This is a genomic window from Acidaminococcus sp. (assembly GCA_022482815.1).
In the GTDB taxonomy this organism is placed as follows: Bacteria; Bacillota; Negativicutes; order Acidaminococcales; family Acidaminococcaceae; genus Acidaminococcus.
On record JAKVOM010000001.1, the window covers coordinates 2,731,036 to 2,749,112 of the forward strand.

Here is an 18,077-nt window from a genome sequence, read left to right on the forward strand (position 1 = left end):
TAAAAAGAATACCAGATGTTACAAATATTGCAGTTACGCTGACGCAAAAATAAAAGTGCCAGCCTCTTGTCAATCTTAGTTAAGTTAAACCATAAGGTTTGGAATTCCTCTACAAACTCTTAAGGAGAGCCTGCCTTGCGGTGGAAGATAGCTTTAACAAAACAAAAATCAAGGCACACGCTCCATTAAAAAGCGCATGCCTCAATGCCACAATTACTTTTCTATTTACCGTTTCCAAGCTCTAACCGCCATAGCTGCCGAAGGCAGTCACAGCATCACAGTTTTTTTTTGCGCGAAGCGCCACAGCATTTATTTAAAACTTCCAGTTGACTCCAGCCCTAACGTTATATGTGTGGGAAAAGTTATTGCCAAAATACCTCTCCGCATCCAGATAGAAGTACTGTTTATCTCCGATCTTGCTGCTATATCCCAGACCTACGACACCCCACGTACCGCTTTGGTCGGCTTCGTTCACCAGACGGTCACTGCCATAACGAACGGTTACATCGTTACCATCCAGAAATTCATGGAGCAAACTTGCCTTGAAGTACAGCTTGCTGTCCGTCTTTTCATCAAGGTTCCGAACCAGGTCAAAGCCCAGGCGCCCGATAAGGCTCCAATCATGGTCACTATCGACATGCAGCCCCTGGGAATCTTCGTAATCATAACCGCCGAGGTACGATAGCTGCAGCTGTGCCTGCGGCACAAAACTCCATTTTTCGTCGAGCTTATTGACCCGGCCGTATTCCGTGGAGAGGCTGTACACGTCCTGGCTGTAGTCCCCGTCATATTTAAGGCCCGTATGATGATCAACAGCACCGTATTCCGTCTTCACATGATGGTACTTGAAGTAGTTATCCCAGTAGCTGTGTGTTCCCTGTTTCCAGGCCGGCTTCTTCGCCATTTCTTCTGCACTCGGGTAATATTCATGCGTATCGAACAGGCTCACCGTAAAGTCGCGTATTTCGAGGTCACCGCCGTACCCTTCCCAGCTGCCCGATTCCTTTCCGTAGGATACAGAGGCACTGAATCGGTCTTTTCGTTCATCATTCTGACGGGATACGGTCGTATACCCCAGTTCGTACGTGTTTCCGTCGACTTCACCAACACCATCCACGCCGAGGTTGCGATATCTGAGGCGCACCCAGCCGCCCTGGTCCGCACCCGGCGTGAAGTATACACTTTGGCCGGTACGGTTCGTGAAGGTATCGAGGTCCGTCACATAACGCCACACAATGTCGCGAGTTTCGCTTGGTGTAACTGCACCGGCGTTTTCTTCCACTTCGGTTGATTTCACAAGGTAGATATTCGTAGCGTCGTCACCGCCGTACAGGCTGGCAACCGTCGCCTGTAACGGTTTTTCACCGTCATCGTAGTTCTCATCTGCATCGGGATCCTCAGAAATCGTACGATAGTCGACGGTCAGGGCATCGTTATAAAGGCCACTTGCCACATAATATGTCGTGCCTTCGTTGAAGCCGCCTCCGGCGTACTTCACGGTAGCAAAGCGCACGGCATCGCCGTCACTCATCTGGCTGTTCAGCTCACTTAGATTCTTTACGACAAGCGTCTGGGTATCAGACGTACCGTTTACGACATAAATCATATCGCTTTGGGAATGGTCCGTGTAGTTGAGGTCGAGTGCCCAGGTGTGGGAGCCCGTAACGGTTCCGACCTGCAGAGCCTCGCCGCCGTCCTGATAGTAGACCGTGCCGCCATTGCCGGAAAGGCTCGTGAGAGAGCTGGAATCCGTCATGAGCCAGACAGCGCTGTCGTTGAGTTCGAGATTAATTGTACCGGTTTGTTCTTCCGCCATTTCTCCGCTTTGGTAAGCTAAGAGCCCTGTATCGGACTTGCCGGTCCAAAGGGCCGTATCACTGAACGTCAAATCAGCCGTTCCTTCTTCTGTTGCTTCCACATTTCCTGTCAGATAGGAATCAGACCCGTTAAATACAACATCTGCCTTGCTTCCCGTCCCCGACACGGAGATCAGGCCTTTTACCTGTTTAGCAGAAGCGGTGTCTTCCGCAGAAACCGTGCCGCTGCCATCGACAAGGACAGCGCCTTCCGACCCATTAAGGACAACTCCCTTTGCAAAGGTCACCGTACCGCCATTTGAAACGACAGCCTGCTGCGCCGTAACTTCCGTATCCGAATGCAGTGTAACCGCTCCGTTTGCGGCAGCGATTCCCTTTTCCAAAGCGCCGACGACTTCATCTCCGGCAGAATCCCACGCATCGCCGCCGATATAGATTCCGCCGCCCGCCGTAAGGTCAATCGTTCCCTTGTCGTTGATAATGCCGTTTCCCGTTTCACCGGTAATCACAGTTGTACCGCCGCTTACGGACGTTACCGTACCGCCGTCATTATGGAGGCCCACTGTTCCGTCGTAATCAATCGTATTGACGATATCAATGTTAGCCCTTGCATTCATATCAAGAGCAGCGCCGCCGGTGACATACACCACGTCTTTATTCGTAAAAGTAGGGCTGCTGTCTGCCGTAGTCCACGTCCACAACTGGATATCCTTCCCTGCTTTGAAGGTCTGCTGGCCTCCTGAGCGTCCCTTAAAAGCCGATCCGGCGGCATTTACCAGGATCGAACCGGATTCACTTTCAAAAGACGCATCGCATTGATTATTCACGGTTACGCCGAGTGAATTCACATTGACCGCAATATCCCCCGTCGTGTTGACTCTGGAAACACTTTGGCGATTTGTCACAAATCCCGGATAAGAGTTAGACTCTGAGTCCTGGCTCGAGATGGTCAATGAGTCGCCCTGAATTTCAAGCAGACCGTTAATTCCGGAATTCATGACTTTGTTAGTGCTTTCATTCTCAGTACTCAGCGTAACATCGCCGGCATTCAGAATCTGGATGGTATTATTGCGGGTTCCGGCATTGTTATCATTCAGGACCCCGATAACGACGTAAGTTACGTTCATTGACAAATCGTGACCCTGCATATCCAGAGAAATCGTGTCATTACTGGCCCCGTTTCCCATACCGATAGCATAGCGTCCGCCGGCCCCCTGCGAAACCGAAACATCCGAAACAGCTTTGACAGAAATTGTCATGCCGCTTTCACCGCGCCCGTTAAAATTCGCAAAGGTATCGTTTCCGAGGCAATAGGATCCACCGATTGTCGTCTCCTGACCAGGCCACAGGTTCGAAGCTGCCACCTGCGGCACAGCGCAAAAATACGGAATTGCCGCCACTAGGGCTGTGAGTATCCTCTTTGTCAAGTAGTACGTCTTGTCTGACCTTCTCATTAGCACTCACCTCCGTATTGCGGACATAACGACAAATCCTATTTACTTATCTGCCGAATTTATTGTTATATTTTCTGTTCTTTTACCACCCTTCCGCAGGTGATAATTTTTTCTTTTTTACACGTAAAATATTATTTATTATTAGAAATTATTTTAAGAATTGTATTTATTAAATGTTTCTCTTATATATTGTATAACAATACTATTATGTAGTCCAATATTAATTATTAGAATAAATTATTAGTAGTAAATAAAATAATAAATGTTACAATCATTGCAGTTTGGAGATGAGTAATCTTTTGCCCATAGTCGAATGGTGACTTTCTTTTAGAAAAAGCGCCTTAAACTTTTGACGTCTGACATTTATTCCCGGTTTGCCAGCAGAATAGTATGGTCTGACGGCAAAAAGGGAATAAAAAAGAGTAAAAAATAAAACCTGAAATTTAGGTTAACCGCTAAAATTCAGGTTTTATATATATTTGAATCAAAAGCTTTAATACGCTGTTGCAGACGGGGCCAAATGCCATATCTAAAAGCCATAAGCGCTTTTGTAGTATCGTTTTCAAAGCTTTATTACCATTGCTGCCGAAGGCAGCCACAGCTTTCTCTTTGCGCGAAGCGCCAAGGCTTTTAGTTAAAATTTCCAGTTTACACCGGCCCTGATATCGTAAGTTCTCTCAAAATCGTTGCCGAAATACCGTTCTGCATCCAGATAGAAGTACTGCTTATCCCCAATCTTGCTGCTGAAGCCCAGACCGACTAAGCCCCAAGTACCGCTCTGGTCGCCTTCGTTCACCAGACGGTCACTGCCATAACGAACGGTTACATCGTTACCATCCAGAAATTCATGGAGCAAACTTGCCTTGAAGTACAGTTTGCTATCGTGACTGTCATGAAAATCACGAACCAGATCAAAACCCAGGCGCCCGATAAGGCTCCAATCATGGTCACTATCGACATGCAGCCCCTGGGAATCTTCGTAATCATAACCGCCGAGGTACGATAGCTGCAGCTGTGCCTGCGGCACAAAACTCCATTTTTCGTCGAGCTTATTGACCCGGCCGTATTCCGTGGAGAGGCTGTACACGTCCTGGCTGTAGTCCCCGTCATATTTAAGGCCCGTATGATGATCAACAGCACCGTATTCCGTCTTCACATGATGGTACTTGAAATAGTTATCCCAGTAGCTGTGTGTTCCCTGTTTCCAGGCCGGCTTCTTCGCCATTTCTTCTGCACTCGGGTAATATTCATGCGTATCGAACAGGCTCACCGTAAAGTCGCGTATTTCGAGGTCACCGCCGTACCCTTCCCAGCTGCCCGATTCCTTTCCGTAGGATACAGAGGCACTGAATCGGTCATTTCGTTCCTCATCCTGGCGGGTTACAACAGTATAGCCCAGTTCGTACGTGTTTCCGTCTACCTCACCGACGCCGTCGACGCCGAGGTTGCGGTATCTCAGACGCACCCAGCCGCCCTGGTCCGCACCCGGCGTGAAGTACACGATCTGACCGGTACGGTCCGTAAACGTATCAAGGTCCGTCACGTAACGCCACACAATGTCCCGAGTTTTAGCTGGTGTAACGGCACCGGCGTTCTCTTCTACCGCAGTTGATTTTACAAGGTAGATGTTCGTGGCGTCGTCTCCGCCGTACAGGCTGGCAACCGTCGCCTGTGACGGTTTTTCACCGTCATCGTAGTTCTCATCTGCATCGGGATCCTCAGAAATCGTACGATAGTCGACGGTCAGGGCGTCGTTATAAAGGCCATCGACCGCGTAATACGTTCTTCCTTCCGTAAATCCGCCGCCGGAATTTTTCACCGTAGCAAACCGCACGGCGTCGCCGTCACTCATCTGGCTGTTCAGCTCACTCAGATTTTTCACGACAAGTGTCTGCGAGTCAGACGTTCCGTTCACGACGTAAATCATGTCGCTCTGGGAGTGATCCGCGTAATTAAGATCGAGTGCCCAGGTGTGGGAGCCCGTAACGGTTCCGACCTGCAGCGCTTCGCCTCCGTCCTGGTAGTAGACTGTACCGCCGCTGCCGGAAAGGCTCGTAATCGCACTGGAATCCGTCATGAGCCAGACAGCACTGTCGTTGAGTTCCAGGTTGATTGTACCTATTTGGTCTTCCGTTGCTTCCCCGTTTTGGTAAGCTAAGAGTCCCGTATCAGATTCACCGGTCCAAAGGGCCGTATCACTGAACGTCAAATCAGCCGTTCCTTCTTCTGTTGCTTCCACATTTCCTGTCAGATAGGAATCAGACCCCGCAAAAACGACATTCGCTTCGCTCCCCGTTCCTGTTACTGAGATCAGGCCATCCACCTGTTTGGTCGATTCGGTATCTTCTGCAGTCACCGTGCCGCCGTCAGATACCGTGATAGCGGTGCCTTCGATGCCGTTAAGGATTGCCCCTGCCTCAAAAGTTATCGTGCCGCCGCTCGAAGCAACAGCAGTATCTGCTGTCACTTCTGTATCGGAGTGCAGTGTCACCGTACCACCGGAAGCAGAAATCCCCGTTTCCAAAGCACCAGTCACAGCATTTCCATCATAATCTGTGGCATCACCGCCGATAAAGATGCCCTCACCGGCCGTAAATTCAGTCGAACCGCTTTCATTCAGGATGCCGTACCCCATTTCGCCGGTAATCGTTGTGGTACCGCCGCTTACGGAAGTAATTGAGCCGTCTTTGTTATGAATAGCGACCGCCCCATCATCCTGGATGGTGTTCACAATATCAATGTCATTTCCTGCGTCCAGCGTAAGATCACCGCTGCGGGTGGTATGTACTACATATTTCATTGTATCTGTTACGATATCGGATGACCACAGCCGGATATCTTTCCCTGCTTTAAGTGTTAACTTCCCTTCTTCGGTCGCCCCGGCTGCAGTACCGGCCGCATTGATAAGAATAGATCCGTCCTCACTTCCTAAATATGTCTCACCTTGTGAATACGAGGCAGCGCCAATAGAGTTCACATCAACGACAATATCTCCCGTCATATTGACTTTGGTAACGCTTTGAAAACCTGTCATAAACGCATTATTTTCATTAGGGGTTGAATCCTGGCTCGTAATCGTTAATGATTTTCCTTGAATTTCAACCAGACCATTTGTTCCGTAATTCAACACTTTGTTTGTTGCATCTGTATCCGTATGCAGCGTGATATCGCCGCCATTTAGGATCTGAATAGTGTTGTTATCGGTCCCATCATTTTGATCAACGATACCAACAGCGACATAATTTACATCCATTGATAAATCATAGCCCTGCATATCCAGGCGAATTGTGTTATTATTAGCTCCATTTCCCATGCCGATGGCATACATATTGGAAGCCCCTTCCGAAATCGAGACATCCGAAATGGCTGTGGCAGAAATCGTCTGACCGCTTACAGTGGCATAGGTACCGTCAAAGTTAGCAAAGGTGTCATCGCCAAGGGCATAGGAACCTCCGATAGTAGTCTCACCGGGCTGCAGATACGAAGCTTCCACTTGCGGCAGCACGCAGAAATACGGAAAAACCGCTGCCAAAAGAGCCGGCAGTATTCTATTTTTTAAGTTGTAAGTTCCGCCTAATCTGCTCACCAAAATACACCTCGACACCCATTAACATACAAACGAATCCTGTCTATCTGCCAGGGCTATTGCTATCTTTTTCGCCTTTTCTTACTGTCCGTACCGAATCTATAAAAAGTTCTCTTGAAGACGCTCCGGCAATTCATCGGGCTCCTAGTTTTGCCCTCCGAGGCCCGCAAATTATTATCTATAGTTATCTATAAGCTATTATTCAAAAGATATTTTTGTCGATTCGTCCCTGTATATTTTACAGTAACGATTTAAAATAGTCTACAATTAATCATTAGGACAATTTATTACAAAAGAAAATTAAATAATAAGTGTTTCAATTTAATCACTTTTCACACACAAAAAAGTTTACCCTCACTGCAGCAGTGTTCGTCCCCCTTGAATGCACCAATAAAGACAAAGGGAGCTGTGAAGAAATGACCTCTCATTTCCCCACAGCTCCCTGCTAATATTTACTTTTTCATGACCAGCCGCCAAAGGCGATCACAGTGTCACAGCTTTCTTTTTGCGCGAAGCACTAAAACTTTTATTTAAAATTTCCAGTTTACTCCGGCTCTGATATCATACGTCCGTTCAAAATCGTTGCCGAAGTAACGTTCTGCATCCAGATAGAAGTACTGTTTATCTCCAATCTTGCTGCTGAAGCCCAGACCGACTACGCCCCAGGTACCGCTCTGGTCGCCTTCGTTTACGTAGCTGTCACCATCGTAGCTCGTTGTGACATCGTTGCCGTCGAGGAATTCATGGAGCAGCGATGCCTTGAAATAAATCTTGCTGTTGCGGCTGTCGTGCAAATCGCGAACCAGGTCAAAACCAAGACGTCCGATGAGACTCCAGTCGCTGTCGCCGTCGACATGGAGGCCCTGGGAATCCACGTAATCATAGCTGCCCAGATACGACAGCTGCAGCTGTGCCTGCGGTACCCAGAACCAGTCTTCGTTCATCATGAGCTTATGACCGTATTCCGTAGAAAGATTCCACACGTTTTGATCATAGTCACCGGAATACTTTGTGCCCACGACGTGATCATAAGCGTCGTATTCAGTCTTCACATGATGGTACTTCAGGTAGTTATCCCAATAAGCATGGGACTCTTTCTTCCATTCCGGCTTATTGGCAAGCTCTTCTGCAGAAGGATAGTATTCATGAGTATCGTAGAGGTTCACGGAGAAATCCCGTACCGTCAAGTCGCCGCCATACCCTTCAAACTGACCCTTCGGCTTGCCATAAGCCACGGAGGCGCTGAAGCGGTGCTTCCGTTCATCATTCTGTCTGGATACTGTCGTCCAGCCCAGTTCGTATGTATTTCCGTCGAGTTCGCCGACACCATCAACACCGAGATTGCTGTATCCCAGACGTACCCAGGCGCCGCGTTTGCCTTCATCCGTAAAGTACCGCGCTTCACCGTCACGCTTCGTGAACGTATCCAGCGTCGTCATATAACGCCAAATCATGTCACGGTTGCGGCTTGGTGACACGGCACCATCGTTGAGTGTTTCTTGCTTAACCAGATAGATGTTTGTCGCATCATCCAGACCATAGGCCACATCAAGGTCAGCATCGTAAGTATCTGTCCGGTTAGGATCGGACGACACCGTACGATATTCCGTCGTCAGCGTATCATTATAGAGGCCATTAACAATGACATAATCATTACCCAGGAAGCCTCCGCCGGCATCTGACTGCACGGTTGCATAGCGGACAGCATCACCGGCACTCATTTCGCTGTTAAGCTGCTCCAGATTCTTGACATTCAGTGTCTGATGGTCGCTCGTACCCGTCCGGGCATAGAGCATATCGCTGTGCGTTTTATCCGCATAGGAAAGATCCATATCATACGTATGGGAACCGGAAACGCCTTCCGTAATTTCCAGATGATCGCCGCCATTTGCGAAATGAACCGTACCGCCGTCACCCGAAAGCGTGCTGATGGAACTGGAACCGGTCATAGTCCACAAACTCCTGCCATACATTTCCAGATTGATGGTCCCCATGCGGTCCGTTCCCCTGTCCTCGAGGGCCACTAAACCGGAAGCATTTGTTGTCGTCCCCGTTAAGGTACTTCCATCAGTCAGCGTAAGATTAATAGTCCCGCCTACAAACTGGTCCGGATCCTCGGTCCCATCCTGGTAGGAAGCCAGATACGTCCCCGTCAGGTCAATTTTTTGCTCACTCTGCTGCGCATCTGTCCGCGGAGCTATGGTAATAGTTCCTTTGTTATAAGCTGCTACGTCGCCTTCAATCGTTGACGCGCCATCGTACTGCAAATCAATGGAAGCCCCGTCGCCAGTAGGATTACCCGAATCATCTTCATCCTGTCCGTCTGCCTGCAAGGCCGTATCACTTTCCACAATGGTCTGTCCTTTAAGGGTAGTTTGAGCTCCATATACGGAAACTATCCCTACATCAGGCGCCACAATGCGGTTGGTTCCTGTGCCTGTAATGACCGATATATCACTGCTCGTCTGGTTATAAATTCCATAGGCATCGGTTTCGATATCATTGTCGCCGCTGCCGGCCGTAAGTGTAACAGACCCTTCCTGGAACGTGACAAGTCCTGCCGCACTGGTGCCGCTGACACGGACAATATTACTGCCATTTGTTGTCTCAACTTCCACAACCCCAAGACGGTCCGCCTATACACCTTCACCGGCTGCACTCGTCGAAACTGTCATCACATTATCTTTTTCAGCGCTGACGAGCAAATGTCCCTCTCTTAGTTCACCAGGGTGGTCCTTATCCCTTCCTGAGGCGTTAAGTGCGATGTGAGTTGATGAAAAGACATTGCTGCCCTTTTCGGCAATAATAGAGGCTTCAGCCCCAAATTTTGCATAAACGGCCTTATCCTCATTATCAGGGTCAGTGGAGGAAATCACATTATCCCCGTTCAGGGCCTTAATCGTCGTTGTTCCTTGATTTACAAATACGGCGTCCTTAGTCGATGAATCAGATTGTGAAGAAATAGAAATCTCATTGCCGCTGCGGCCAATTACTTCTATATTGGCTTCCGGTGTCACAACACTTACGGCAGAATTGACACCTTTAAGAATATTTTTATCAGCCTCAAGATGGATCTGTCCGCCATTATTTGCATAGACAGCCGTATCCCGGATTCCCATTCCGGTAATTTCATTGTTCTGGGCTGCGTTCATTGTCAGTGTGCTGGAATCATTCACCCAAGCACCCCACCAGGCGTTTGTCCGGCCCGTATAATTATCTGTAGCTGTGTTGCTGCCGGTTGTGGCATTGATTTCTACCTGAGCACCGTTGTTCACTAAAATAGCCGTTGCTTGATAAGAGTCAGTAATGCGAAATTCATTCTCATCGTCTGAGTACGTATAGAGTCTGTCATTGTTCCCCGCATTCTGTGACCACGTTGCATCCTCGAAAACTGCAGCTCCCGCCAGCCGGGGCAGCCCGCTGATCAACAAACCTGACAAAGCCAATTGAACTGCTAAAATTGTCTTTCTTTTCATCTCCTCACCTTTTCCTTCTTCAACTCCTTGCATCAGTCCAAGACTTTTCATTCATCTGTAGCTTCCAAAAGGAAGACAGTCTTGCAAAGACAGCGGACGTCAACACCGAAAGATTTATTGATAGAAAAGTACCTGCCTCACAAGGTGTGCGAAATTATTCGTGCACCCCAATAAGGCAGGTGCTTTTTTCTTAGAACTTCCAGTTTACTCCGGCTCTGATGTCATACGTCCGTTCAAAATCGTTGCCAAAATATCTTTCTGCATCCAGATAGAAATATTGTTTATCACCAATCTTGCTGCTGAAGCCCAGACCGACTACGCCCCACGTACCACTTTGGTCGCCTTCGCTTACGTAACGGTCGCCGTCATAGCTCGTCGTGACATCATTGCCGTCCAGGAATTCATGGAGCAGTGATGCCTTGAAATAAATCTTGCTGTCGCGGCTGTCGTGCAAATCGCGAACCAAATCAAAGCCCAGACGGCCGATAAGGCTCCAGTCGCTGTCGCCGTCGACATGCAGGCCCTGAGAATCCACGTAATCGTAGCTGCCGAGGTAAGACAGCTGCAGCTGTGCCTGCGGTACCCAGAACCAGTCCTTACTTAGCATGAGTTTATGGCCATATTCGGTAGAAAGGTTCCACACGTTCTGGTCGTAGTCTCCGGAATACTTCGTGCCGACGACATGATCGTACGCGTCGTATTCAGTCTTCACATGATGGTACTTCAAGTAGTTATCCCAATAAGCATGAGATTCTTTCTTCCATTCAGGCTTATTGGCCAGCTTCTCCGCAGAAGGATAATATTCGTGCGTATCATAGAGATTGACGGAGAAATCCCGCACCGTCAAATCGCCGCCGTACCCTTCGAAGTGGCCCTTTGGCTTCCCATAAGCCACGGAGGCGCTGAAGCGGTGCTTCCGTTCGTCATTCTGCCTGGACACCGTTGTCCAGCCCAGTTCATACGTGTTACCATCGAGTTCGCCGACGCCGTCAACGCCTAAGTTGCTGTATCCCAGACGTACCCAGGCGCCGCGTTTGCCTTCATCCGTAAAGTACCGTGCCTCACCATCGCGCTTCGTGAACGTATCGAGCGTCGTCATATAGCGCCAGATCATGTCACGGTTGCGGCTTGGTGTCACGGCACCATCGTTGAGGCCCTCGGCTGTCTTCACGACGTAGACGTTCTGGGGATCCGTGTAAGGATCGACGTAGAGGGCATTGACATCAGCTGTGGTCGGCTTATTCGTGCCATCGCCGTTATATTCGTCATTATAAGCTTCCGTATTGAGCGGATCCGTTGCCACGTCGCGGTATTCGATGCTTAAGGTATTCCGGTAAAGACCGCTTGTCGATGTGGAAATCACTTTGCCGTCGCGAAATTCGTCCAGGGAATTTCCCACTACGGCAAAACGCACCGCGTCGCCGGCCTGCATTTCACTGTCGAGTTCGGACAGGTTCTTAATCTGAAGCGTCTGCTCGTCGCTCGTACCTTCGTTAATGTAGAGCATATCACTTTGGGTTCCGTCCATGGAAAAGTCCATAGCAAAGGTATGGGAACCGGTGAGCGTACCAATCTGCAGGGCATAGCCGCCGTTTTGGTAGTATACCGTGCCGCCGTTTCCGGAAAGGTTCGTTACACTGCTGGAATCCGTCATGTACCACAGGGCATCAGCCGGCAGGTCGATATTGACGGTACCTTCCCGTTCTGTTCCCTTGTCGTCAGCGAGGTCATACGCTACCGAGGATGTGCCTGTAAAGGTACTGCCGCCCGTAAGGTCAAGTTCCACCGTACCACCTTCATATTCCAAAGGATCGGTAAGTGTCTCATTTCCGTAGGCAACAATATTACTAGTCACATTGATTGTTGCATCACTGCTTGCCGGAGTGACTGTTACCGTGCCGTCCTGCATCGCGGTGATATCGCCGTCGATAGTGCTGTCAGCACCATAGTTGACATTCACTGCCGCGTTCACCGTCTGGGTCGAATCCGTGTATGGTGCGGCCGCCATAAGAGCTATATTATCACTGCTGATCTGCGAGGAACCGGTCACGCTCACAGAACCGCCATACTTAGCGTATACGCCGGCTTCCGTTCCCTCAATGATGTTGCTGCCGCCCGTGGCCGTAATTTCCGTTTCGCCGCCTTCAGAATACACGGCTGTATTCGAACTCATAATCTCGTTATTACCGTTTTCTGCCGTCACTTTCGTACTGCCGAAGCAATCGTAGATTCCGATAGCACCCGAAGCATTCTCGGCTTTAATGGTATTGTTCCCGTTCGTGGCAGAGACTGTGACCGTACCGGCCACATTTTCAACAGCGGAAATATACGTGGCATCATTGATTCCCGTCACTATGATTTCATTGGAACCGTTTTGGGCAGTGAGATTGGTTTCCCCACTGCTTAACCAGTTAGCGATCCCAGCCGAATACTTCGGGCCGGAAACCGTGACTACGTTATTTCCGCTTACTGACGTCAGGTTGACACTGCTGCCATATCCGTAGATGCCATAGCAATAATAGCTTGCACTGCTGCCGGGAGACGTCGCCTCCACCGTATTATCCGTTCCGGCTGTCATATTCATGGTCGAATTGTAAGAATAAATACCGTACCAAGTAGAAGATACGGTATTGCTGCCCTGAGTGGCTGTAAGATTCACACTGGCTTCATCATCATCATCGTCTGCCCAGACAAGGATGCCCACACCTGCTTCACCCTTAGCTGAAATCGTATTGTTCCCAATATCTGCCGTCACATCTACCTCTATGTCATTATGCACGGTATGGCCAACACCTTGGTCATCTTTATAGCGATAATAATCTTCTGCGCTAATGCCAAACGATTGACCACCCACAGACGTAGCATCAGCGGTAATCTCATTATTGCCGCCGGTAGACTTAATGCTGATGGTAGTAGAATATCCTTCCAACGTAAATTCGTGTGAAGGATTGCCCCATACGCCATAATTAGTACCCTGAATAATATTGTCTTTACCGGCCGTCATGTAGAGGTTACTGCCTTGGTATACTCCGGCGCCATAATCGTTTGCCCCAAGACCGATGATATTGTTACTGCCTTTTTCTGCCGTCAAGTACAGCGTAGCCGTATTGGAAACAGAAATACCCCACCAACTGTCATAATTTGTGCTGGTAGAGCGGTCGCGGCTCGTCGCAGTATTGTCACCCTCTGTTGCCGTAATGCTAACTACACCGTCATTCTTCACCCAGATGCCGACGTTTCCCTGACCGCCGCTGGCGCCTTGGTAATTGTCAGCGCTGGAATCGATGTAAAACTGGTTCGACGTATCCGATTCTACGACATTTGGTTGATCGATATCCCAATGAGTATTGAGATATACTGTTGCTTCAGCCTGACCATACACGCCCATCATGAGCAGAGCACTGAGTACCCCTGCCACTTTTATCCCCATAAACCTTCTCATTTTTATTCCTCCTTCATACCCCACAATTACATCAATAGTCAAAATAGATAGTTAATAAATTCACATTTATCAGACTATTCTGACCGTATTGTGAAAAAGAAAGAAAAGTTCTCGCTGGAAGGATAGCTTCTGCCCCATAATAAGGTACTCATACCTCATAATTATGGTTCTGCCTGCTGACACAAAGATTATTAATTGCTATTAATAGGGTTTAATAGTAAACGTTTTTATTTATTGATATCTTACAAAATAATTTACTATTTAAGAACCTTCTTCCATTTCTTTAGTTTATTGATTTTTCAATAATTTGTCAACTAAATTAATAACATCTGAGTTAACGATAGTCATAAACATTTAAACTGTGACACTATGCCGCTTCCACGATTATATCCATGGTAGAAAATCAGTACGTGGATTTGCTGGCAGCGCGACAACTGAATATCGGCTGTTTATTTGCAAAGAATTGCACGAATAAAAAGTGTTGTAAGTTTTTTAGAGAGCTTATTCGACGCAGCTATGCGGCATTGAATAAGGGAGACCGTTTTGCAGGGGAAGATAGCTTCATAAAAAATCAAGGCATACGCCCCCAAAGAAGCGTATGCCTCATTACCACAATTACTTTTTATTTGCTTTCTCTAAAATTTTACTGCACTGTTGCTGAAGGCAGCCACAGCTTTTATTTAGAACTTCCAGTTGACTCCCGCTCTGATATCGTAAGTTCTCTCAAAATCGTTGCCAAAATACCGCTCTGCATCCAGATAGAAGTACTGTTTGTCCCCGATCTTGCTGCTGAAGCCGAGACCGACTACACCCCATGTACCGCTCTGGTCGCCTTCATTCACATAGCGGTCGCCGTCATAGCTCGTTGTAACATCGTTGCCATCCAGGAATTCATGGAGCAGTGATGCCTTGAAGTAAATCTTACTGTCGCGGCTGTCATGAATATCACGAACCAGGTCAAAGCCCAGGCGGCCGATGAGACTCCAGTCACTATCGCCGTCGACATGCAGGCCCTGGGAATCTACGTAATCGTAGCTGCCGAGGTACGACAGCTGCAGCTGTGCCTGCGGTACCCAGAACCAGTCTTCGTTCATCATGAGCTTATGACCGTATTCCGTAGAAAGGTTCCACACATCCTGGTCGTAGTCTCCGGAATACTTCGTGCCGACGACATGATCATAAGCGTCGTATTCAGTCTTCACATGATGGTACTTCAAGTAGTTATCCCAATAAGCATGGGACTCTTTCTTCCACTCCGGCTTATTGGCGAGCTTCTCTGCAGATTGATAGTACTCGTGCGTATCGTAGAGGTTCACGGAGAAATCCCGTACCGTCAAGTCGCCGCCATACCCTTCGAATTGGCCTTTTGGCTTTCCGTAGGCTACGGATGCACTGAAACGATGCTTCCGTTCGTCATTCTGCCTGGACACCGTTGTCCAGCCCAGTTCATACGTGTTGCCGTCGAGTTCGCCGACGCCGTCAACGCCTAAGTTGCTGTAGCCCAGACGCACCCAGGCGCCACGCTTGCCTTCATCCGTAAAGTACCGTGCCTCACCATCACGCTTCGTGAACGTATCCAGCGTCGTCATATAGCGCCAGATTAAGTCACGGTTACGGCTTGGCGTCACGGCACCGTCATTGAGCCCTTCGGATGTCTTCACGACGTACACGTTCTGAGGATCCGTGTAAGGATCGACGTAAAGAGCATTCACATCAGCTGTAGTCGGCTTGTTCGTTCCATCGCCGTTATATTCGTCGTTATAAGCTTCCGTATTGAGCGGATCCGTTGCCACGTCGCGGTATTCGATGCTTAACGTATTCCGATAGAGGCTGCTCGTTGTGGTAGCGATGACTTTACCGTCACGGAATTCATCCAGCGAATTTCCTACTACGGCAAAACGCACTGCGTCGCCGGCCTGCATTTCACTGTCGAGTTCAGACAAGTTCTTGATCTGCAGCGTCTGCTCATCGCTCGTACCTTCGTTGATGTAGAGCATATCACTTTGGGTTCCGTCCATGGAAAGGTCCATGGCAAATGTGTGGGACCCTGTCAGCGTACCAATCTGCAGGGAATAGCCGCCGTTTTGATAGTATACCGTGCCACCATTGCCAGAAAGGTTCGTTACACTGCTGGAATCCGTCATATACCACAGAGCATCGGCCGGCAGGTCGATATTGACGGTACCTTCCCGTTCCGTGCCTTTATCGTCAGCGAGATCATACGCCACCGAGGACGTGCCCGTAAAAGTACTGCCGCCCGTAAGTTCCAGGTCCACGGTGCCGCCTACATATTCCGAAGGTTCTGCCTCACGGGTAGTGTTCGTGCTTGAATCCACGACAATCGGTTCATGTCCGTAAGCAACGATATTACCGGTCACATTGATTGCTGCATCGCTGCTTGCCGGGGTAACCGTGACCGTACCGTCCTGTATCGCGGCGATGTCTCCGTCAATGCTGCTGCCGGCGCCGTAGTTAACGTTGATGGCTGCATTCACTGTCTGGGTCGAATCCGTATAAGGTGAGGTCGCCAAAAGAGCTATATTATCACTGCTGATTTGTGAAGAACCGGTCACGTTCACAGAGCCGCCAGACGTAGCGTATACGCCAGCTTCCGTTCCCTCGATGATGTTGCTGCCGCCCGTAGCTGTAATCGTTGTTTCGCCGGCTTCAGAAAGTACGGCTGTCCCAGTGCTCGTAATGTTATTGCTGCCGTTTTCTGCTGTTACTGTTGTACTGCCATAGAAATCATAAATGCCCTTAGCTTCGGAAGCGCAATTAGATTCAATAGTATTGTTCCCGCCAGCAGAGGAAACATTGACCGTACCGCCATCCTCAGTTTTAATGCCAATGACATTTTCATCCTCACTGGTTCCATTTGCCGTTACGGAAATGGTATTATCTTTTCCAGCCGTCATATCAACTGCAGCGAAATCGTAGGTAAGTACGCCGCATTCCGTGGAAGAAATAGTGTTACTTCCCTCCGTAGCTGTAAGTTTCACGTTAGCGCCACTGTGTTGGGCGAGAATGCCATAGGCATCCAAACCATCTGCCGCACTGACCGAAACAGTATTGTTTCCTACATCTGCGGTTACATTTACTGTCACTTTGTAAGCCGGGGCAATGCCGTATGCTCCCAGGGTTTCGGATGTAGAATTAACTATAATCTCATTATTGCCCCCGATGGACTTAATATTGACAGCAAGAGGTAAGTCCTCCTTCTTATTATGATACCAGGGATTTTTAGAATCGCCCCATATGCCAATAGTGGCAGCCCGTATCTTATTGTCTTTTCCGGCCGTCATATTAACATTAGCGCCCCGCGTGGCATCTGGATCAACACCGCCGCGGTATACACCGACGCCATAGTTTTTAGGGCCAAGGCCAATAATATTGTTGCTGCCTTTTTCTGCCGTCAAATCCAGCTGCGCATTTTCGTCGACAGATATTCCCCACCATCTTTCAAAGTCGGTACTAGTCGCTTGGTCACGGCTTGTCGCCGTATTATCGCCTTCCGTTGCCGTAATACTGACAGTCCAGTCATCGCTCACCCAAATACCAACATTCCCTTTTCCGTCATCTGCTCCCTCGTAATTGTCAGCTTCGGAATTAATATAGAATTGGTTAGACTCATCTGATGCTATCTTAGTTTTTGAGCCGTGATCGGAATAAAACCACCAATGAGCATTCGTATAATCCTTTGCCTCTGCCTGCCCGTATATGCCCATCATAAGCAGGGCACTGAGCACGCCTGCTGCCTTTTTTCCAAAAAATCTTTTCATTTTGTCCTCCCCTAATTCCCAGTTACTCAAATATTCAAAACAAATAATTAATAAGTCTATATTTATCGGTTTATTCTTACTGCATCACGAAGCAGTAAGAGACTCGTGCCCGAGAGAACAAGTCTTGCCTCCAAAACAAGACCTGGAATCGCCTCACCTTATGGTCCTGTTGTCACAAGGTATATTTAGAATTATTGAACTATTTCTGAACTAGTTTAAAATTGTAATCACTCTTATTTATTTTTATTATAAAAATTTATATATTAATTGAAATTTTTTATCTATAATTTTAGTTTATTGATTTTCCTATAATTTGTCAACCGTATCTGGCGGATATTTACAGTTAGGTTAATAATAGCCAGAGACGTCCATCTGTGAAGCTAAAACGAGGAAAGTCAAAAAATAAAAAGACACTTTTGGCTTTTGTCCTGAGTCAAAAGACCTGTTTTTATAAAATTAATGACAACGTTGTTTCGGCAATTCTACTGCCTACATGACAAACCACGACCAGTAAAAAAAGCAG

6 protein-coding genes are annotated in these 18,077 nt (G+C 48.2%); all 6 read right to left on the bottom strand.

All coding sequences use genetic code 11. The features are described 5' to 3' along the window. Nucleotides 1-313: 313 nt before the first annotated feature. Nucleotides 314-3,271, bottom strand: coding sequence for an autotransporter outer membrane beta-barrel domain-containing protein (locus tag LKE33_11795; GenBank protein MCH3951597.1), 2,958 nt, complete (start codon nucleotides 3,269-3,271; stop codon nucleotides 314-316). Nucleotides 3,272-3,905: 634 nt separating this feature from the next. Further along, the gene (locus tag LKE33_11800; GenBank protein MCH3951598.1) at nucleotides 3,906-6,857 is read right to left on the bottom strand and encodes an autotransporter outer membrane beta-barrel domain-containing protein; all 2,952 of its coding nucleotides are present in this window, start codon (nucleotides 6,855-6,857) and stop codon (nucleotides 3,906-3,908) included. A gap of 530 nt (nucleotides 6,858-7,387) precedes the next feature. Then, nucleotides 7,388-9,475: an autotransporter outer membrane beta-barrel domain-containing protein gene (locus LKE33_11805; protein ID MCH3951599.1), complete on the bottom strand. Its 2,088-nt coding sequence runs from the start codon at nucleotides 9,473-9,475 to the stop codon at nucleotides 7,388-7,390. Between the two features lie 18 nt (nucleotides 9,476-9,493). Continuing rightward, a complete protein-coding gene (locus LKE33_11810; protein ID MCH3951600.1) occupies nucleotides 9,494-10,384 on the bottom strand; it encodes a hypothetical protein in 891 nt (296 codons plus the stop codon). 139 nt (nucleotides 10,385-10,523) lie between these two features. After that, nucleotides 10,524-13,775, bottom strand: a complete 3,252-nt coding sequence (locus LKE33_11815) for an autotransporter outer membrane beta-barrel domain-containing protein (GenBank protein ID MCH3951601.1) — start codon at nucleotides 13,773-13,775, stop codon at nucleotides 10,524-10,526. Between the two features lie 680 nt (nucleotides 13,776-14,455). Further along, the gene (locus LKE33_11820) at nucleotides 14,456-17,554 is read right to left on the bottom strand and encodes an autotransporter outer membrane beta-barrel domain-containing protein (GenBank protein ID MCH3951602.1); all 3,099 of its coding nucleotides are present in this window, start codon (nucleotides 17,552-17,554) and stop codon (nucleotides 14,456-14,458) included. Nucleotides 17,555-18,077: the final 523 nt, after the last annotated feature.